Annotated in this window: 16 protein-coding genes; 3 read left to right on the plus strand and 13 right to left on the minus strand. The window is 69.4% G+C overall.

The window, feature by feature from the left end:
* Window positions 1–4 precede the first annotated feature (4 nt).
* The 3 genes from HNP51_RS09740 to HNP51_RS09750 all read right to left on the minus strand — a co-directional run bounded on the left by HNP51_RS09740 (window position 5) and on the right by HNP51_RS09750 (window position 3,828).
* Window positions 5–577 carry an NADPH-dependent FMN reductase gene (locus HNP51_RS09740; RefSeq protein WP_184269963.1) on the minus strand — a complete coding sequence of 191 codons (573 nt, stop codon included), beginning with the start codon at window positions 575–577 and terminating at the stop codon, window positions 5–7.
* 77 nt (window positions 578–654) lie between these two features.
* The gene (gene pncB, locus HNP51_RS09745) at window positions 655–1,965 is read right to left on the minus strand and encodes a nicotinate phosphoribosyltransferase (RefSeq protein ID WP_184269961.1); all 1,311 of its coding nucleotides are present in this window, start codon (window positions 1,963–1,965) and stop codon (window positions 655–657) included.
* 6 nt (window positions 1,966–1,971) lie between these two features.
* The gene (locus HNP51_RS09750; protein ID WP_184269959.1) at window positions 1,972–3,828 is read right to left on the minus strand and encodes a monovalent cation:proton antiporter-2 (CPA2) family protein; all 1,857 of its coding nucleotides are present in this window, start codon (window positions 3,826–3,828) and stop codon (window positions 1,972–1,974) included.
* Between the two features lie 131 nt (window positions 3,829–3,959).
* Between HNP51_RS09750 and HNP51_RS09755 the strand changes: the two genes are divergently transcribed.
* The 3 genes from HNP51_RS09755 to HNP51_RS09765 all read left to right on the plus strand — a co-directional run bounded on the left by HNP51_RS09755 (window position 3,960) and on the right by HNP51_RS09765 (window position 7,578).
* Window positions 3,960–4,373 (plus strand): CBS domain-containing protein, encoded by a 414-nt coding sequence (locus HNP51_RS09755; protein ID WP_184269957.1) that lies wholly within the window; start codon window positions 3,960–3,962, stop codon window positions 4,371–4,373.
* Window positions 4,374–4,463: 90 nt separating this feature from the next.
* Complete coding sequence (locus HNP51_RS09760) at window positions 4,464–5,054, plus strand: hypothetical protein (protein WP_184269955.1); 591 nt, start codon at window positions 4,464–4,466, stop codon at window positions 5,052–5,054.
* A gap of 130 nt (window positions 5,055–5,184) precedes the next feature.
* The gene (locus tag HNP51_RS09765; RefSeq protein ID WP_184269953.1) at window positions 5,185–7,578 is read left to right on the plus strand and encodes an ATP-binding protein; all 2,394 of its coding nucleotides are present in this window, start codon (window positions 5,185–5,187) and stop codon (window positions 7,576–7,578) included.
* 72 nt (window positions 7,579–7,650) lie between these two features.
* Here HNP51_RS09765 and HNP51_RS09770 read toward each other — a convergent pair whose 3' ends face one another.
* The 10 genes from HNP51_RS09770 to HNP51_RS09815 all read right to left on the minus strand — a co-directional run bounded on the left by HNP51_RS09770 (window position 7,651) and on the right by HNP51_RS09815 (window position 18,083).
* Window positions 7,651–8,502, minus strand: a complete 852-nt coding sequence (locus tag HNP51_RS09770; RefSeq protein ID WP_184269952.1) for a hypothetical protein — start codon at window positions 8,500–8,502, stop codon at window positions 7,651–7,653.
* Window positions 8,503–8,645: 143 nt separating this feature from the next.
* Window positions 8,646–9,170, minus strand: coding sequence for a periplasmic heavy metal sensor (locus HNP51_RS09775; protein ID WP_184269950.1), 525 nt, complete (start codon window positions 9,168–9,170; stop codon window positions 8,646–8,648).
* Window positions 9,167–9,607 (minus strand): hypothetical protein, encoded by a 441-nt coding sequence (locus tag HNP51_RS09780; protein ID WP_260398434.1) that lies wholly within the window; start codon window positions 9,605–9,607, stop codon window positions 9,167–9,169. Before HNP51_RS09780 ends, HNP51_RS09775 begins: the two co-directional genes overlap by 4 nt.
* Before the next feature lie 16 nt (window positions 9,608–9,623).
* A complete protein-coding gene (locus tag HNP51_RS09785) occupies window positions 9,624–10,196 on the minus strand; it encodes an RNA polymerase sigma factor (RefSeq protein ID WP_184269948.1) in 573 nt (190 codons plus the stop codon).
* 63 nt (window positions 10,197–10,259) lie between these two features.
* A complete protein-coding gene (locus HNP51_RS09790; RefSeq protein WP_184269946.1) occupies window positions 10,260–10,862 on the minus strand; it encodes an EF-hand domain-containing protein in 603 nt (200 codons plus the stop codon).
* 64 nt (window positions 10,863–10,926) lie between these two features.
* The gene (locus HNP51_RS09795; RefSeq protein WP_184269944.1) at window positions 10,927–13,824 is read right to left on the minus strand and encodes a bifunctional [glutamine synthetase] adenylyltransferase/[glutamine synthetase]-adenylyl-L-tyrosine phosphorylase; all 2,898 of its coding nucleotides are present in this window, start codon (window positions 13,822–13,824) and stop codon (window positions 10,927–10,929) included.
* Window positions 13,824–15,242, minus strand: a complete 1,419-nt coding sequence (locus tag HNP51_RS09800) for a HAMP domain-containing sensor histidine kinase (protein WP_184269943.1) — start codon at window positions 15,240–15,242, stop codon at window positions 13,824–13,826. Before HNP51_RS09800 ends, HNP51_RS09795 begins: the two co-directional genes overlap by 1 nt.
* Entirely contained in the window at window positions 15,239–15,646 is a 408-nt protein-coding gene (locus tag HNP51_RS09805) for an endonuclease domain-containing protein (protein WP_184269941.1), read from the minus strand. The genes HNP51_RS09800 and HNP51_RS09805 overlap by 4 nt, the downstream gene beginning before the upstream one ends.
* 144 nt (window positions 15,647–15,790) lie before the next feature.
* Complete coding sequence (locus HNP51_RS09810; protein ID WP_114818597.1) at window positions 15,791–16,462, minus strand: response regulator transcription factor; 672 nt, start codon at window positions 16,460–16,462, stop codon at window positions 15,791–15,793.
* 67 nt (window positions 16,463–16,529) lie between these two features.
* Window positions 16,530–18,083 (minus strand): Do family serine endopeptidase, encoded by a 1,554-nt coding sequence (locus tag HNP51_RS09815; protein ID WP_184269939.1) that lies wholly within the window; start codon window positions 18,081–18,083, stop codon window positions 16,530–16,532.
* Between the last annotated feature and the right edge of the window lie 182 nt (window positions 18,084–18,265).

Here is an 18,265-nt window from a genome sequence, read left to right on the forward strand (position 1 = left end):
GCCCTCACGCGTCGCGCGGCAGGACCGTCAGCACCCGCGCCATGAACTGGTGGAAGGCCTCCATATAGTCGCGCAGGAACTGCTCGGTCTCGGGCACGCTGACATGGCCCTCGTCGTCGATCAGGTCCTTCTTGAACTGGATATAGGCTTCGACGGCGTTCATCTGGGGCGCCTGCAGGAAGCCCAGGATGGGCCGGAGCACCTGCTGGCCGACCGCCGTGCCAATGGCGCCGGGCGAGGCGCCGATCACCGCCGTCGGCTTGTTGGCGAAGCTGTTGGTTCCATAGGGGCGGCTGGCCCAGTCGATGGCGTTCTTCAACCCGCCGGGGATCGAGCGATTATACTCCGGCGTGACGATCAGGATGGCGTCCGAGCCCTTGATCGCCGCCTTGAAGTCATTGGCCACGGCCGGATAGTCGGCGTCGTAGTCGTAGGAATAGAGAGGCAGGTCTGCGAAAGAAATCTCGTGGAAATGCAGCTTCTCGGGCGCAAGCCTGATCAGAGCCTTGGCCAGCTTGCGGTTGATCGAGCCCTTGGCCAGAGACCCCACGATATAGCCGACGTTGTAGGTGGTCATGACGCGCATCCCGCTGGCTGAGACGACGCCGTCCGCCGCCTCAGGCGAAATGCCTCAACAAGCTTGGCGGTTCCGCCTCAGACCGTGACCGCCTGCCGCCCCCGTCCCGCCTCGCCGAAGACCCGCAGATAGCGCTCGATCTCGGCCGGGTCGCCGGTCGCCTTCTCGACATTGTCCGACAGCTTGACCGCCGAACGCCCGCCCGCCCGCGTCACCTTGCAGACCAGGGAGATGGGCGTCAGCTCCGGCATGGGCGCCGGCGCGCAGTCGCGGAAGTCGTTGGTCAGATTGGTGCCCCAGCCGAAGCTGGTCCGCACCCGGCCCTTGAAGTGGGCGTGGGTCGCCTCGATCGTATCCACGTCCATGCCGTCGGCGAAGACCAGCAGCCGCTCGCGCGGATCGCGCCCCTGTTGCTTCCACCAGGCCATGATCTCCTCCCCGCCCTCGATCGGCGGCGCGGAATCGGGCCGGAACCCCTTCCAGTCGGCCAGCCAGTCCGGCGCATCGGCCAGAAACGCCCGCGTCCCGAACGCGTCCGGCAGGGCCACCAGCAGGTTGCCGTCATAGGTCGCCCGCCAGTCCTCCAGCACCTGATAGGGCGCAGCGCGCAGCGCCGCGTCGTCATCCCCCGCCAGCGCCGCCAGCACCATGGGCAGCTCGTGCCCATTGGTGCCCACCGCCTCCAGGTCGTTGTTCATGGCCAGCAGGACGTTGGACGTGCCGATGAAGGCGTCGCCCAGCCCCTCCTTCAGCGCCTCGACGCACCAGCCCTGCCACAGGAAGCCGTGGCGGCGCCGCGTGCCGAAGTCCGAGATCGACAGCGGCTCCAGCCGCCTCAGCCGCTCGACCTTGCCCCACAGCCTGGTCTTGGCGCGCGCATACAACACGTCCAGCTCGAACCTTCCCAGACGCCGCAAGGCCCGGCGGCTGCGCAGCTCGTTGAGGATGGCCAGGGCCGGGATTTCCCACAGCGTGACCTCGGCCCAGGGGCCTGCGAACTCCAGCCGGAACTGCCCGTCCGCCCCGCGCGACAGGTCGTAGTCGGGCAGGCGATAGTCGGCCAGCCAGGCCAGGAAGTCCGGTTTGAAGATCGACCTCACCCCGTAGAAGGTGTTGCCGCCCAGCCAGATCAGCTCGCGGTTGGTGAACCGCAGTGTCCGCGCGTGGTCCAGCTGCGCCCGCAGCTCGGCCTCGTCCACCTCCTCGGCCAGACGGACGCTGGCGGTGCGGTTGATGACGCTGAAGGTCACCGGCACGTCGCGATGCTGGCGCCAGATCAGCTGCAGCATCAGCAGCTTGTAGAAGTCGGTGTCCAGCAGGCTGCGGACGATGGGGTCCAGCCGCCAGCCGTGGTCATAGGCCCGCTTGGCCAGATCGACGCTCGCCATGTCCGGTCAGTCCGCCTCTGGCTCGATCACCGCCTCGGGCGGGGCCTCGCTCTCGTTGACCAGCCGCCCTTCGCGCGCCGGCTTGATGTAGGGCTCGGGCTCCGGCGTCACGGCGTTGCCGCGCATCATCGAGCGCCCGGCGGTCAGCCCGCCCGTGACCTGCAGGTCCAGACGCGCCGCGTCGCGGCGGCGCACGTCGGCTATGGTCTCGGCCGCCTCGTCCTCGGACACGCCCAGATCGACCAGCACCGCCTCGCCGAACTTCAGCGCCGATTCGAAGGTTTCGCGGATGTGATAATCGACCCCCGCCGCGATCAGACGCAGCGAATGGCCCCGGTCGAAGGCGCGCACGAACAGCTTCACGCCCGGGAATTCCGACTTCACCAGCTGCACGATCTTGTCGGCGGCCTCAGGCTTGTCGACGCAGACCAGCACCGCCTCGGCCTTGCCCGCGCCCGAGGCCCGCAGCGTGTCCAGCCGGGTGCCGTCGCCGTAATAGACCTTGAAGCCGAAATTGCCGGCCGCCTGGATCATCTCCACGTCGTTCTCGATGATCGACACGTCCACGTCGCGCGCCAGCAGGGGCTGGGACACCACCTGGGCGAAGCGGCCGAAGCCGATGATCAGCACCTGGCCGCCCAGGCCCTCGGCGGCATCGACGCCTTCAGCCTCTTCGGGCGACAGGCCCGCCTCCTTGGGCAGGAACAACTTCAGCGCCAGGGTCGTCAGCGGCGTCAGCGCCATCGACAGGATGACGATGGCCGTCAGGGTCGCCTCGGCCTGGCCGCCGATCACGCCCGCCGTGGCGGCGGCGCTGTAAAGGACGAAGGCGAACTCGCCGCCTTGGGCGAACAGGGCCGCCCGCTCGATCGCCTCATGGTGACGCGCCTTGAACAGCCTCGCCACGACATAGATCACCAGGGCCTTGACCACCATGAAGGCCAGCAGACCCGCGACCACGATGCGCCAGTCGGTGATGACCACCCCGATGTCCAGCGCCATGCCGACCGACAGGAAGAACAGGCCCAGCAGGACCGCGCGGAACGGCTCCACATCGGCTTCCAGCTGGTGCCGGAAGGTCGAGTCCGACAGCAGGACGCCGGCCAGGAAGGCGCCCATGGCCATCGACAGGCCGACCTCGTCCATGATCCAGGCCGTGCCCGCCACCACCAGCAGGGCCGCCGCCGTCATCACCTCGCGCCCGCCGTTTTGGGCCAGGAAACGGAAGGCCGGATTGATCCCATAGCGCCCGATGACCAGCACCCCGGCCACCGCAGCCAGCGCCAGGCCGATGGTCTGCCACAAGGGCGTCGCGCTCTCGCTCGCGGTTCCGATCGAGGCGGCCAGTACGGCGACGATGGCCAGCAGCGGCACGATGGCCAGGTCCTCGAACAACAGGATGCTGACCGCCCTCTGCCCCTGCGGCGTCGGCAGGTCGCCCCGCTCCTCCAGCATCTGCACGATGACGGCGGTCGAGGACATGACGAAGCCCATGGCCCCCACGAAGGCCACCGGCGCCGACACCCCCGCCGCCATGGCGACCAGCGTCAGGGCCAGGCCCGCCAGCCCGACCTGGGCCGCGCCCAGGCCGAAGATCTCGTTCCGCATGCCCCACAGACGCTTGGGCCGCATCTCCAGACCGATGATGAACAGGAAGATGACCACGCCGAACTCGGCGACGTGCAGGATGGTTTCCGGCTCGCGGAACAGAGCCAGACCGAACGGCCCGATGGCCGCCCCCGCCGCCAGATAGCCCAGCACCGAGCCCAGCCCGAGCTTGCGGAAGACCGGCACCGCCACGACCCCCGCCGCCAGCAGAGCCGCCACATGGCCCAGATCCAGTCCCGTCGCTGCGTCGGCCATCGCTCACCCTTAAGTTTGAGCCGCCATTGTGGGGGCGAAGCATCGCGATAGCGAGCCTCGATCCGCGCCGCCGGAACCGCTCCCGTCCCAAGGGGTTCCCAAGGCCACGCCTGAACCGCTTGGAGAGACCCATGAAGATCCGCGACGTGATGAGCAAGGACGTGCAGGTGGCCCGTCCCAACGACACGATTCAGGAAGTCGCCGCCCGCATGGCGGCGGGCGATTTCGGCTTCATCCCCGTGGCCGACGGCGAAAACCTGGTCGGCGCCGTCACCGACCGCGACATCACCGTACGCGCCGTGGCGACCGGCGCCGCGCCGACCGCGCGGGTGGTCGAATTCCTCAGCCGCGACGCCCTGGTCGTGCGCGCCGACGACGATCTGAAGGTCGCGCTGGACCTGATGAGCTCGCGCCAGGTGCGCCGCCTGCCGGTGGTCGACAAGGACGGCCGCCTGGTCGGGGTCGTCTCGCTGGGCGACCTGTCGACGCGGGTGAAGGAGAAGTACGCCGGCGAGGCCCTGGAAGAGATCTCCCGCCCGTCCTGAGGCCAACCTTTACCGCGCGCTAACCACGTCGCGGAACCCGGCGATAACCGCTGCCGCGCCATGCTGGCCCCTCGCAGGGGAGACTTCAGCATGGCGCGCGCGCAGTTCCAGAAGGGCCAGAAGGTCTGGGTCGAAAGCGTCGGCGCCTGGGCCCAGGTCGAAAAGGTCCTGCCGGTCTGGGCCAAGGGCTTCGACGAACCCGTCCGCATCACCTACGAAGTCGGTCTGGGCCGCGAGTTCCAGGCCGCCGAGCTTCAGCTGCCGGCTGAGGACAATGCCGGAGACGCTGCTCTGGGCGACTGGCGCATCCTGCGCGCCCGCAACAAGTGGCAGGAACCCGCCGACTGCGCCCACCACCCCTTCCCCGGCTCCTATCCGGTGGTCGTCACCGACAAGGCCGACTGGGGCGGCTGGCGCGTGCCGGGCGCCGAGTATGATCGCGACCCCGAACGCATCGAGTTCCAGTCCCGCCTGATCGCCGCCGCGCCCGACCTGATGGAGTTGGCCCGCGAACTGGTCGAGACGGTGTCGGAATCCCCCGACGACGCCCCGCCCGAAAGCCTCCGCCTGGCCCGCCGGGCCCGCGATGTGCTGCGTCAGATCACTGACGTCACGGCCTCGCCCGCCCTCTCCGCCGAAGGCCAACGCGGCCCCATGCCGACCTCCGGCGAGGCCGCCTGAGTCTTTCCTGAACGGTGAGTCTTTCCTGCACCGGTTCGCCTCTAAGGTGAAAAGCCTGCCACGCCGGGCCTCGACAGGAATCCGCGACGCAGCCTAGATTCCCCCTGTTCTTCAGGATGTGAGGGTGGGCTTGCAGGGCACGGAGCGCCGCAGCTATCAGCCGGGCCGTCGGGCTTCGGATCGGACCACGCGCGGCGACATGCCGTGGGTGCGCGTCCTGCTGCTCGCCTTCGCTCTGGCGATCACCGCCTACGCCCTGCTGGTGATCCGCGACAATGACCGACCGCGACGCGAGGGCGAGGCGCTCAAGGTCGAGGCCCTGGCGATGGAATCCCGCCTCGCGGCCAGCCAGATCGCCGCCCGCCTCGCCCTGACCGACAGCGCCCTGGCCCTGATCGTCCGCGACCTGGCCGAACATCCCGCCCAGATCGTCGAAGCCCTGGACCGCGCCCGCGCCGTGGCCCCCGAAGCCGCCTTCGTCGTCACCGACGCCGGCGGACAGGTCCTGGCCGCCGTCGGCGGCAAGGCGGCCCCTGACGCCGCGGCCCCGGCGGCCGCCTACGCCCTGCGCGACGGCGCCCTGCTGACGCGCCGCCTGCTCGAAGACGGTCGCGCCGTCACCGCCCGCACCCCCCTGCCGGCGCTGCAAGCCCAGTTGGGCGGCGCCGCCCTCAGCGTCGTTCCCGCTGCGCAAGTTCCCGCCGCGCCGGGTCGCCCGGTAAAGGGCGCGGACGGCCAGACCCGCCTGTCCGCCGCCGCCCCCATCGGCCAGGCCGACCACGCCGTCGTCGCCTCCATGCCCGCGACCGGCGGTCTGGCCGCCTGGATGGACGACGCCTGGATGCTGGCCGCGCCGCTGGTCCTGGTCGTGCTGTTGCTGCTCGTCCTGGCGGTCCAGAACTGGCGCCAGAGCCGCGCCGGCCGCCAGTGGGCCGACACCGAGCGCCGCTTCCGCGTCGCCGTCGAGGCCGCCCGCTGCGGTGTCTGGGAATGGGATCTGGCGCGCGGCGAGGTCATCCTGTCCGACTACATGGCCGCCATGCTGGAGGTCGAACCCGGCGTCGTCCTGACGACCAAGGCCCTGATCGAGCGCGTCCACCCGCGCTATCGCGAGGCCCTGGTCGACGCCCTGGATCAGGCGGCGGCCAATGGCGCCTTCGACGTCACCTTCCCCGTGCCGCTGAAGTCCGGCGGCGTCCGCTGGATCGATGCGCGCGGCCAGTCGCGCCAGCCCCGCCGCGACGCGGGCTTCACCAGCCTGCTCGGTGTGGCCCTCGACATCACCGAGGCCCGCCGTTCGAAAGCCCAGGCCCAGGCCGCCGAGAACCGCCTGCGCGACGGCATCGAAAGCGTGTCCGACGCCTTCGTCCTGTTCGACCGCCAGGGCCGTCTGATCCTGTGGAACCAGGCCTTCCAGGACGCTTTCGCCTTCCCCGCCGGCGTGGTCGTGCGCGGCGCCCAGAAGGACGCCCTGAACCAGATCGCCGCCGAGGCCATCAAGGCCGAGCACCCCTCCGCCAGCGGCCGCGCGGGCGTGCGCGAGGTCGAGCTGAAGGACGGCCGCTGGCTGCAGATGGCCGAACGCTTCACCGGCGACGGCGGCACGGTGGTCATCTGCGCCGACATCACCGTCATCCGCCGTCAGGAGGCCGAGCGCCGCCGCGCCGCCGACGAACTGCGCGCCATGGTCGTCGAACTGGAAGACCGCGAGGCCAAGCTGTCGCTGCTGGCCCGCAAGTACGAGGTCGCCATGACCCGGGCCGAGGCCGCCAACCAGGCCAAGTCCGAGTTCCTGGCCAATATGAGCCATGAGCTGCGCACCCCGCTGAACGCCATCAACGGCTTCTCCGAGATCATGGCGGGCGAGATGTTCGGCCCCCTGGGCGACCGCCGCTACAAGGGTTACGCCGCCGACATCCACCAGTCCGGCCAGCACCTGCTCAGCCTGATCAACGACATCCTCGACATGGCCAAGATCGAGGCCGGCAAGCTGACCCTGCACTACGAACCGGTGTCGCTGAACGGCCTGTGCAACGACGCCATCCGCCTGATGCGCGGCAAGGCGATGGAGTCCGGCCTGACCCTGGGTCTGGTCGCCCCCGACGCCGTTCAGATCGAGGCCGACCATCGCGGCCTGAAACAGGTCATGCTGAACCTCATCTCCAACGCGGTGAAGTTCACGCCCGAAGGCGGCGCCGTCACGGTGACCGTCGCCGCTCAGGGCCCCGATCATGTCCGCGTCTCGGTCACCGACACCGGCATCGGCATCAACGCCGCCGACCTGGACCGCCTGGCCCAGCCCTTTGAACAGGTCGAGGGCCAGCACTCCAAGACCACCCAGGGCACCGGCCTGGGCCTGGCCCTGACCAAGTCGCTGATCGAACTGCATCGCGGGCGCATGACCATCGAAAGCGAACCCGGTCGCGGCACCACCGTCTGGTTCGACCTGCCCCTGCGCGCCCCCGAAGGCGCCATGGCCCCGGTCGGGGCGCCGGCCCAACGGGTTCAGTCGCAGGCTGCGTGAGCCGTTAAGCACGACTTGCGCGTCATCCCGGGCAGCGACGCTCGCCTGATTGCGGACATATCGAACCCCAAATCATTCCATCCGCCAATCGGCGACAATCAAAGGCAATGGGGCGAACGATCTAGCAAGGTCTTCAAGGGCTGCGCGGCAGCCCTGATCAAGCGATCCGCCGCCGTAGAATCCGTACGTCACTCCGGACGGCGTCGGCGCTGAGCCTCCAAAACACGTCATATTATGCCGACCGTTAGGTGCATTTAGCGAGGCACGGCAGCTCAATTGGAGCGGCGTTTCGGCGATTGTCCAAACAGCTCGAACCCGAACATCAAATCGATCAGGCGCGGACGGTGGAGGACGATCATCGATGCATTGCTCGGTATCCAGCCAAAGTTCAGCCTGCGGAAAATCCGGTATCCCAACCTCGGAACGCACCCACCCCTCGCCTGGAACGGGTACGATAGGTATTCCAGGTTCGAGAAAACCAACGGATACGGAAATCTTGTCCCGCACCGGGTATGTCTGATCCGGATATTGCTTCGGCGGAATTACGGCCTTGAGGTCCAGCCAAGCTTGATAATAGGCCGTCGGGGTGCCTCGCCCCACCTCTCCCAGGCGGACATACGGGGCGCGAGGGATGGCGTAGCGAGCGCCCACGCCTTCGACGACTTGAGCGACTTCCATCGGGGTCGAGGTTTGCAACTCATGAATTTCGAGGGCTGTGAGATGAACCTTAGCGGCGCTGTCCGAAGACGGCTGCGCGCCGCAACTCACCGCGAAAAGCGAGGCGATCACAGCGCTGGAAGCAGGCGCCGCAGTCTGTAAGAATCGAACAAGCCCAGCCCCCTTACTAGCCAACCCTGTCATCATTCCAATTCCAAAATGGAGCCAAGCGCCGCAATAGCCTAAGGGCACAGCGGTTGCGATCAACGTTCGCTCACGACCTTGGCTGTCGGCCCCAGCGTTGGATGGACAGGCTTGAGCGCGGCTTGATGTCGCGTCCAATGAGCCGCACATAGAGCCCCCGCCTGAGTCCCAGATCGGCCTCACGGCTATCCGGGAGACGGAAGCGGTTACGGGCGGACCGGCGCCGACGCCGCAGCCGCGACCGCCTTCGCGGCCTTCTCAGGCTTGCGCGCCTCTCGTTTCGCCTTGTGGCGCGACAGGATGGGGGCCAGGGCCTTGCGGTCCGCCGGGCTCAGCTGGTTCAGGGTCTCGACCGCCCCCGTCTCCAGCCGCGAGCGACCGCGCGCCTCGGACGCCCGCGAGCGTTCCAGCAAAGCCGCCACCGCCACCGGATCAAAGGTTTCGGCCCCGGTCAGGGCGATGGCCTCGCGCCGCGCCGCCCGCGCTTCTTCAAAGTCAGGCCGCGCCTGCATGGCCGCCGCCCGCAGCTGCGTCTTGACCTGATCGCGCACCGCCGGGTCCATCCGCTCGATGACGTCCCAGACCGGCTCGCGCCGGCCCTGCTTGTGCGCCTCGGCCACGCGGTCCTCGATCTTGTCGCGCGCCACCCATACGGCGCCGACAGCCGCCGCCGCAAAGACGTTCAGGGCGACCGAAACGGCCAGGGCGATTTTCAAGCTGCGCGACGTCATCCGCCCAGAACCTCCGTGTCGTCCGCACCGGCCAGACTGGCCTGATAGAGCACCGCGTCCGCCTGGACGTCGGCGGTCAGATGGCTGGTCAGATTGACCCCGAACACCACCCCGGCGCAGGCCGCCGCCGCCCAACCGGCGCCCGACAGCCAGGCCAGAGGCCCGATGGCCCCGCGACGTCGCGCCTTCGAACCAGCGCCTAGGCCCGCCCCCGCCGCGCTGGCGATGACCGCCTCGCGCAGGGCGTGCGACGGCGCCGGTCGCGACGCGGCGTCCAGCAGGGCGTCCAGCCCGTCGGCCTCGCGCAGCAGGACCGCCGCGCGCGGGTCCGCATCCCTGAGCGCGCGCGCCGCCTCACGCTCGGCCTCGGGCCAGCGCCGCAGGTCGCCGCCATAGGCGTCGGTCAGATACTCGAAACGCTCGTACGTCATCGTCATGGTTCCAGCCCCCGCCTTACCCATTCGCCGCTCTCACCGCTTCCGGCGCCATATCGGCCAGCGCCGTCCGCAACGCCCGCCGTCCACGCGACAGCAGGCTCTCCAGGGCCTCGACGCTGACGTTCATCAGCCCCGCCGCCTCGATATTTCCCAGTTCCTGATAGTGACACAGGACGATGGCCTCGCGCTGCCGCTCGGGCAGTTTCGCCAGCGCCGCCTCGACCCGCGCCCCCGTCTCCATGGCCAGCAGGCCCCGATCCGGCGCCGGGCCTTCATCCGGCCGATCCGGCGGCGCCTCCGTCGCGATCTCGCGCCGTCGCCGCAACCGGTCGTAGCAGAGGTTCAGCCCGACCCGGTGCAGCCAGGTGTCGAACTTCGCCTGCCCCGGCGCCCAGCGCGGCGCCTGTCGCCAGGCTCTCAGCATCGCCTCCTGGGCCACGTCCTCAGCCTCCGTCGCATCGCCCAGCATCCGCTGCGCCAGCATCAGCATGCGCGGCAGCTTCCTGGCGACCATGGCCTGGATCGCCGCGGGGTCGCCCTGACCCACGCGCCGCACCAGTTCCTCGTCGGGGTCGGCGGTCTTCGCCAATCCAGCCTCTTTCGCCGTTCACGAAACGGGCCGACGGTCGGACCGCCTTCCCCGACATCTTCCTTACTCCGAAGCGGGCGTCGAAGGCGACGCCGCCGGCGCCGCCTGGCGCCGCTCCTGATGCTTCTGACGCATCTCGGCGCGCCGCGCCTGCATCCCTGCGCGACGCTCTTCGCCGGTCAGCGAACCGTCGCGGTTGGCGTCCAGCCGGGCGAAGGCCTCGGTCGCCTTGCGCTCAGCCTCGGCGATGACGACGGGGAAGCGGCCCTCGCCGTTGCGACCCATGCGCTGGGCGCCGCGATGCATCCCGCCGCGATGGCCACGCTCGCCACGTCCCGCCCGCTGGCCATCGGCGCGCGGCGCGTCGAACTCGGCCCGGCTGATCGAACCGTCCTTGTTGGCGTCCAGACGGTCGAACAGGGCGGTCCGACGCTCGGCGCGCTTGGCTTGACCGGCGGCGCGCATTTCCTCAGCCGTGACCGTGCCGTCGCGGTCGGCGTCGGCGGCGCGCAGACGCTCCACCCGGCGCTGGACGAAGTCAGCCTGCGACACCGGCTGAGCCATGGCGCGCGCAGGCCGCTGCGGGGCTGCGGTTTGCGCCACGGCGACGCCGCCGAAAACAGTCAGAATGGCGATGGCGGCGATCCCGCCAAGGGTCTTGTTCATCTCGATGGCCTCCACGGGCCGCAGCCCGATAACATCCCTGTCGAGAGATCAAACGCCGCCCGGATCAGTTTCCGTCGCGACCGGAATCCACCACCGCCGGCAGCGCCGCTTCGAACGCCCGCCGCGCCCGCAGGCGCAGGTCGATCAACCGCGCCTTCAGCGTGTCGAAGTCCGCCACCCCCACCGTCGCCGCCAGCCGCTGCTGGAAGCCCGCGGGCTCCGCGTCCGGGTCGCCCTTGTCTTCGAAGGCGCAGGCCATCAGCTGACCCAGTTGCTGATGCGTGCGCCAGCTGTCGGCCAGGACGGGATCGTCCTTCAGCGCCTCCAGCGTCGACACGGTCAGCGCCTCGCCCGCCGCCGCCGCGCACAGCTGGCGGTACTGGGCCACGAATTCGGCGTCCACCTGCGCCCCCGCCGACAACTTCAGGTCCCAGAAGCCCTTGGGCCGCCGCTCGCGGTCCATCAGGTCGCGCATCGCCCGCACGTCCCGCGCCACGTCCACGCCGGGCCGCGGCCGCCGCAGCGCCGCCTCCAGCGTCGCCTCGACCCGCGCGCCGAAGGCTTCGTCGCTGGCCCAGACCAGCCGCGCGCGCGTCAGGGCCATGAACTCCCAGGTCTCGGCCTCGGTGGCGTAGTAGTCGTCCAGCGCCTCCAGCCGCACCGACACAGGCCCCTTGGACCCGGTGGGCCGCAGCCGCATGTCCACCTCGTACAACCCGCCCTCGGCGGTGTGGGCCGACAGGGCGGCGATCAGCCTCTGGGTGAAGCGGCCGTAGAACAGGTCCGCGCTCCAGCCCTTGCCCGCCGAGACCGCCTCGGGCGCCGCCGCATAGACGGTCATCAGGTCCAGGTCCGACCCCGCCGTCATCTCGCGCGACCCGGCCTTGCCCAGGGCCACCACGGCGACCGCGCCCTCGAACGCCCCGCCCATCCGCTCGGCCTCGGCCAGGGCCGCCGGGGCCAGCCCCCGCATGCAGGCGTCGGCCAGGGAGGTGTTGGTCAGACCGGCCTGCTCCGCCGTCGTCCGGCCGGTGATGACATGCATGCCGATGCGGAAGGTCTGCTCGCGGTGCAGGCGGCGCACGGCGTTCATGGCGCCCTCGAAATCGCCGGCCTCGTGCGCCTCGCGCACCACCTGATCGGCCAGGCCGGTGTCCGTGCCCAGCGCCGTCAGGAACCGGGCGTCCAGAATGCCGTCCAGGGCCTGAGGCTGCCGCCCTAGAGCGCGCGCCAGACGCGGCGCGAAGGCCATGACCCCGACCACCAGATCGAACAGCTTGGGCTGGTTCAGGAACAGAGCCTGGACCTGCACCCCGGCGCTCAGTCCGGAAAAGAAGACCGCGAACCGCCGAAACGCGGCGTCGGGCGCCCCGGTCTTGGCCACCGCCGTCAGCAGCTGCGGGGCCAGCCGCGTGAACAGCTCGCGCCCCCGCGCCGTCCGCGTCGCCGGAATGCGTCCGTGGTGCCAGCTGCGGATGGTGTCCGACACGGTCGCGGGCTCGGAAAAGCCCATGCGCTTCAGCGTCTCCAGCGTGCCCGGATCATTCTCGACCCCGGTGAAGACCAGGCTGCCATAGGGCGACGACAGCTCCTCGCCGCCCTCGAACAGCTCGCCGTAGCGTTGATTGACGCCCATCAGCAGGCTTTCCACCCCGGCGTCGAACAGGCCCAGATCGCCCTCGCCGGCCAGCGCCGCCACATCGGCCCGGCGCTCGGGATCGACCGGCAGCACATGGCTCTGCTCGTCGGCCAGCATCTGCACCCGGTGTTCCAGCCCGCGCAGCTCGACATAGGCGGCGGCCAGTTCGTCGCGCGCTTCGACCGCCACATGACCCCGCTCCGTCAGGGCCTCCAGCGCCTCCAGCGTCCGCGACGACCGCAATCCCTTGTCGCGTCCGCCCAGGATCAGTTGCTGGGTCTGGACGTAGAATTCGATCTCGCGGATGCCGCCGCGCCCCAGCTTCAGATTGGCGCCCGCCGCGTCCAGCCCCTCGCCGGTCTTGTGGACATGGATCTGTTTCTTGATCGACTGGATGTCGAGCACCGCCTGATAGTCCAGGCTGCGGCGCCAGACGAAGGGGACCAGCGCCTTCAGGAAGTCCGCCCCCTCGCCCATGTCCCCGGCGCAGACCCGCGCCTTGATGAAGGCCGCCCGTTCCCAGTTCTGTCCGACGGATTCGTAGTAGGCCAGGGCCATGGGCGCCGCGACCACCGGCGGGGTCGAGGACGGGTCGGGCCGGAGCCTCAGGTCCACCCGGAAGACGTAACCGTCCGCCGTTCGCTCGCTCAGCAGGGTCGCCAGCCCCTGGGCCAGGCGGTTGACGAAGCCCTGCGCCTCCACGCCCTCGCCCAGCGCGCCTTCCAGCACCTCCGGCTCGAAGAAGAGCGACAGGTCGATGTCCGAGGAATAGTTCAGCTCGAACGCCCCGCCCTTGCCCATGGCCAGGACGAACAGGCCGGGCACAGGCCCGCGCGGATCATCCGCCGCCGAGATCAGCTTGCCGCGCCGTCTCTGATCATGCGCCAGACAGCGCAGCGCCGCCTGGGCCGTGGCGTCGGCGAACCGCGACAGGGCGCCCGTCACCGCATCCAGATCCCAGACCCCGCCCAGATCGGCCAGGGCCGTCAACAGATGCAGTTCCGCCTTCAGCCAGCGCAGCGGCGCCTTGGCCTCGTCGGCCGGGCCGTCGATCGCCTCGGTCGCGGCCAGGATTTCAGCCAGCCGCGTCTCGGGCGCCGTCTCCAGAATCTGTCGCAGCCGCTCGGGCCAGCGCCGCGCCAGCCCGCCCAGGTAGGGCGAGGCCGCGAACACCGGCTCCAGCGCCCCCCAGGCCCCGTCCAGCGTCGCGCGCCAGCCGTTCGCCCCCGCCGCCTCGACCAGCCGCTCATGGATGCGGCCCGCCGCCTCGGCGTCGCGCACCGGTCCGCACGGCTTCAGCCTTGCCCCCAGCCTGTCGCCCATCAGGTCGCGGTCCCACTGGCTGGGGGCAGCACCAGAGCCACCCGCAGACCCGGCCCCTGCCCGCCATAGGCCCCCGGTCCCTCATCCAGTTGCACCCGCCCGCCGTGGGCCTCGGCCACCGCCGTCACCAGCGACAGACCCAGACCCGAGCCCGGCTCGGTGCGGCTGTTGTCCAGCCGGACGAAGCGTTGCAGCACGCGTTCGCGGTCCTCGTCCGGCACGCCCGGCCCGGTGTCGGTGACCGAAAACTCGATCTCGCCCGACGAGCGCCGCCGCGCCCGGAACTTCACCGCCCCGCCCGACGGCGTATATTTGATGGCGTTGTCGATGATGTTGGCCAGGGCCTGGGCCAGGAAGGGCTGGTTGCCCTCGATCATCAGCCCCTGCTCGATCTCCGACGAGAACTCCAGTCCCTTGTCCTCGCCCGAGGGCTCGTACAGCTCGGCCATGTCGGTGGCCAGTTCGGCGGCGTCGAACACCTTGGGATCGGGCGCCCCGCCGGCCTGCAACCGGGCGATGGCCAGAACCGTGTTGAAGGTCTTCAGCAGCAGGTCCGCCTCGTCCAGCGCGACGCCCAGGGCGTCCACGCCCGACACCTTGCCGGCGTCGGCGTCCATCAGCGCCACCTCCAGCTTGGCCCGCATCCGGGTCAGCGGCGAACGCAGGTCGTGGGCGATGGCGTCCCCCGCGTGACGGATCGAGGCCATCGAGCCCTCCAGCCGGTCCAGCATGGTGTTCAGACCCTGCGCCAATTCGTCCAGTTCGTCGCCGGAATGGGTGACGGGGGCGCGCACCTTCAGGTCGCCCTCCTGCACCGCCATGACCACCCGGTTCAGCCCGCTCATCGACTTCTCGACGCGGCGGCTGATCACCAGACCGCCGCCGATGCCGAGGATCAGGACCATGATCATGGCCCCCCACAGAGCCTGGGTCAGCCGCGACAGATAGGCCTCGATGTCGCCGATGTCCTCGCCGACAAACAACTGCTCGCCGCCCGACAGGGGCATCTCGACGCCGATGGCCTGACGCTTGCGGACGCGCCCTTCCTCGTCGGTGTCGGTCAGGCGGAAGTCGTCCCAGCGTCCGCCCTGCACCGCCGCGCCGGGGTCCAGCGGCGAGGTCGAGATATTGCCGGTGATCGTCTTCCGGTCCTTGTCCATCAGCAGGTAGAGATAGGACCCGCCCCGCAGCGTCCGGTCCACCAGGGCCTGGTTCAGGGCGTCGACGCCGCGCGTCCGGTAAACCGCCGTCAGGGCCTCCACCTCGGCCCGCACCCCCGCCTCGGCCCGCGCCCGCGCCTCCGACGCCGAGGCGACATAGACATAGGCCAGGACCGCACTGGCCGTCGCCACGAACAGCGCCAGAAACAGCAGCGTCAGCCGAAACGGCGTCCGCCGAAAGAGGGAGGGGAGTTTCATGAGCGCGGCGCTTCTCCCTCCCCGTCCCGGGGAGGGTGGTCGGCGCGTAGCGCCGAGCGGGTGGGGCGGGCAAGGCAATGCATCCGCACGTCCTCAACTAAAGCTTCCAGTTCATCTCGAACGGCGAGGTTCGTGTAACGCAAGGTTCGCCATCCCTCTCTCGCCAATACGGCGTCCCGAACGCGATCCTTGCGCGCCCGGTCCTCGTCATCGTGTGACGCGCCATCGACCTCAACGATCAGGAAACGATCGGCGCAGGCGAAGTCGAGAAAATAGCTTCTCAGTGGCGCCTGTCTTCGAAAGTGGAGACCTTCGGCACGCAAGGCTCGCAAGGCCACCCACAGCCGCGCCTCCGCCGGCGTCAGCGCCTTTCGCATTGCTCGCGCTCTGGCGACGATGGCCATTTCGCCTAGCCCTCCCCTCAGCAGCAGCTTATCCAGGTCAGGTCCGGTCGATGGCGATGCTGTATCGCCTTGCCCTCCCCACCCGGCCGGCGCTGCGCGCCGCCCACCCTCCCCGAACGGGGAGGGAGAATGTTGCAAGTCGCCCTAAGCCTCCAGCCGATACCCCGCGCCGCGCACGGTCTGCAGCATGGCCCGATCAAAGCCCTTGTCGATCTTGGAGCGCAGGCGGCTGATGTGGACGTCGATGACATTGGTCTGAGGGTCGAAGTGGTATTCCCAGACCTTCTCCAGCAGCATGGTGCGCGTCACCGACTGGCCGGCGTGGCGCATCAGGAACTCCAGCAGCTGGAACTCGCGCGGCTGCAGGTCGATCTCGGTCGCGCCGCGATGCACGGTGCGGGCGATCAGGTTCATCTCCAGGTCGCCGACCTTGAGCACGGTCTGCACCCCGCCCGTCTCGCGACGGCGCGCCAGGGCTTCAACCCGCGCAATCAGTTCGGCGAAGGCGTAGGGCTTCACAAGGTAATCATCGGCCCCGGCCTTCAGCCCCGTCACCCGGTCCTCGACCTCGCCGAGCGCCGACAGGAACAGGACCGGCGTCTGATCGCCGCCCTTGCGCACCGTTTCGACCATGCCGACGCCGTCCAGACGCGGCATCATGCGGTCCACGACATAGACGTCGTAGCCGCCCTTTTGCGATTCCAGCAGGCCGAAGGCGCCGTCCACGGCGTGCGTGACCTCGTGCCCGGCCTCGCTCAGGCCGCGCACCATCGCCGTCGCCGCTTCAGCGTCGTCCTCAACCACCAGAATACGCATGGACCCCTCCTGAATACAGATTCGGCGGCGATGTTAGCGCATCGCCGCCGATCCCGTGAGTTACGCCTTATTCAGACTTGGCGAAGGGCAGCGGCACGACACTGGTCCCTTGCGGCGTGCGGACAAACAGCAGGACGCTGGGGCGTCCCGCGCGCTTGGCGGCTTCCACCACCGCCCGCAGGTCCGCCGCAGAACTCACTGTCTGGGTATTGGCGCGCGTAATGACGAATCCGGGCTGGAAGCCGAGACGCGCCGCCGAGGAGCCTTGCGCCACATTCGTCACCACCAGACCCGACACGCTTTCGGGAATGTTGTAGCGCGACCGCACCGCTGCGGTCAGCGGCGTCAATCCCAGGCCTTCCACCGTTTCGCTCTCGCTCGGCTTCACGGCGCCGGGGGCGCTACCGCCTTCGTCAGCAGCGGCCAGTTCATCCTCAGGCGGACGAACGCCCGCACGGACGTTCAACGTCTGACGACGGCCGTCGCGGATCACCTCAAGTCGAATGGTCTCGCCCGGCTTGGCCGCAGCCACACGTCGCGTCGCCTCGACGCTATTGGCCACCGCTTCGCCATTGACGCCGACCAGCAGGTCACCGACCTGAGCGCCGGCGCGCGACGCGGGCGCGCCCTCAGTCACGCTCTCCACCAAGGCTCCCTTGAAATCCTTAGGCTGGCCCAGGGCCTCCCAGCCGTCCGCAGTCAAGGTGCGAAGGCCCAAACCGACATAGCCGCGCTCGACCCGTTCACCGCGCATCAGGCGATCGGTCACGCTCTTGGCCGTCGCAGCCGGAATGGCGAAGCCGATGCCGACCGAGCCGCCCGTCGGCGAGAAGATCGCCGTGTTGACACCGATCACCCGGCCGTAAATGTCGAAGGTCGGTCCGCCCGAGTTGCCCCGATTGATGGCCGCGTCGATCTGCAGATACTCATTGTAGCCGGCCGGATCGATGTCGCGCGACATGGCCGAGACAATCCCCGCCGTGGCCGAACCGCCCAGGCCGAAGGGGTTGCCCACGGCAATGACCCAGTCGCCAACGCGCGGAGCCGCTGTTTCCTCAAAGCTGACGAACGGGAAGGCGTCGCCCTCGACCTTGATGACGGCCAGATCCGTGCCTTCATCACGGCCGATCAGCTTGGCCTTCAGCTCACGCCCGTCGCTGAGCTTGACGTTGATCTCCTCGGCGTTCTCGACGACGTGATTGTTGGTGACGATGAAGCCGTCGGCCGAGATCAGGAAGCCGGAACCGGTGCCCAGTCCCGTGGTCGAGTTGTCGTCCTCGCCCTCTTCGCCCGAACCGCCGCCGCGCGGCCCGCCGGGAATGGGCACGGCGCCGAAGCCGGGGATCTGGATCGCGGTCGGGCGCTGCACCCGCGTCTTGACGTCGATCTGCACCACGGCGGGCGCGACCTGCTGGAAGATGTCGGCGAAGCTGAGCGGCGCGCCTTGCGGCGGCGCAAAGGCCAGGCCCGCAGCCCCGGCCGAGGGGACCAGCCGTCCCGCCTGAGCGGCGGCGGGCGCGGCGTGCGCGCCCGGCCAGGTAATGACCCCGCCCGCCGTCGCGACAGCGGCGAAGGACAGGCCGACGGCCGCCCCCAGAATGAACTCCTTGCGTTTCAGCATCGTCGTCCTTGCAGTCCTGAAATCTGGAGCTCCAAAAGCTCCGTTCGCCCATGGATATAGGGGGTTGCAGCCTAAGCCAATGCACGCCCTCGCGATGGTTGTCCCTCCTCCGCGTTCGCCGTGAGGCGCGCGTGCGTCAGGATCGCGGCGAAACGCTTTCGCTTTGGACAGAAACAAAGGCC

It is taken from the genome of Brevundimonas bullata, assembly GCF_014207965.1.
Lineage (GTDB): Bacteria > Pseudomonadota > Alphaproteobacteria > Caulobacterales > Caulobacteraceae > Brevundimonas > Brevundimonas bullata_A.

Bases quoted from the DNA above. Each gene is read 5' to 3' on its own strand.
- HNP51_RS09740 (WP_184269963.1), bottom strand. From the start codon at position 577: ATGACCACCTACAACGTCGGCTATATCGTGGGGTCTCTGGCCAAGGGC.
- pncB (WP_184269961.1), bottom strand. From the start codon at position 1,965: ATGGCGAGCGTCGATCTGGCCAAGCGGGCCTATGACCACGGCTGGCGG.
- HNP51_RS09750 (WP_184269959.1), bottom strand. From the start codon at position 3,828: ATGGCCGACGCAGCGACGGGACTGGATCTGGGCCATGTGGCGGCTCTG.
- HNP51_RS09755 (WP_184269957.1), top strand. From the start codon at position 3,960: ATGAAGATCCGCGACGTGATGAGCAAGGACGTGCAGGTGGCCCGTCCC.
- HNP51_RS09760 (WP_184269955.1), top strand. From the start codon at position 4,464: ATGGCGCGCGCGCAGTTCCAGAAGGGCCAGAAGGTCTGGGTCGAAAGC.
- HNP51_RS09775 (WP_184269950.1), bottom strand. From the start codon at position 9,170: ATGACGTCGCGCAGCTTGAAAATCGCCCTGGCCGTTTCGGTCGCCCTG.
- HNP51_RS09780 (WP_260398434.1), bottom strand. From the start codon at position 9,607: ATGACGATGACGTACGAGCGTTTCGAGTATCTGACCGACGCCTATGGC.
- HNP51_RS09790 (WP_184269946.1), bottom strand. From the start codon at position 10,862: ATGAACAAGACCCTTGGCGGGATCGCCGCCATCGCCATTCTGACTGTT.
- HNP51_RS09795 (WP_184269944.1), bottom strand. From the start codon at position 13,824: ATGGGCGACAGGCTGGGGGCAAGGCTGAAGCCGTGCGGACCGGTGCGC.
- HNP51_RS09800 (WP_184269943.1), bottom strand. From the start codon at position 15,242: ATGAAACTCCCCTCCCTCTTTCGGCGGACGCCGTTTCGGCTGACGCTG.
- HNP51_RS09805 (WP_184269941.1), bottom strand. From the start codon at position 15,646: ATGGCCATCGTCGCCAGAGCGCGAGCAATGCGAAAGGCGCTGACGCCG.
- HNP51_RS09810 (WP_114818597.1), bottom strand. From the start codon at position 16,462: ATGCGTATTCTGGTGGTTGAGGACGACGCTGAAGCGGCGACGGCGATG.
- HNP51_RS09815 (WP_184269939.1), bottom strand. From the start codon at position 18,083: ATGCTGAAACGCAAGGAGTTCATTCTGGGGGCGGCCGTCGGCCTGTCC.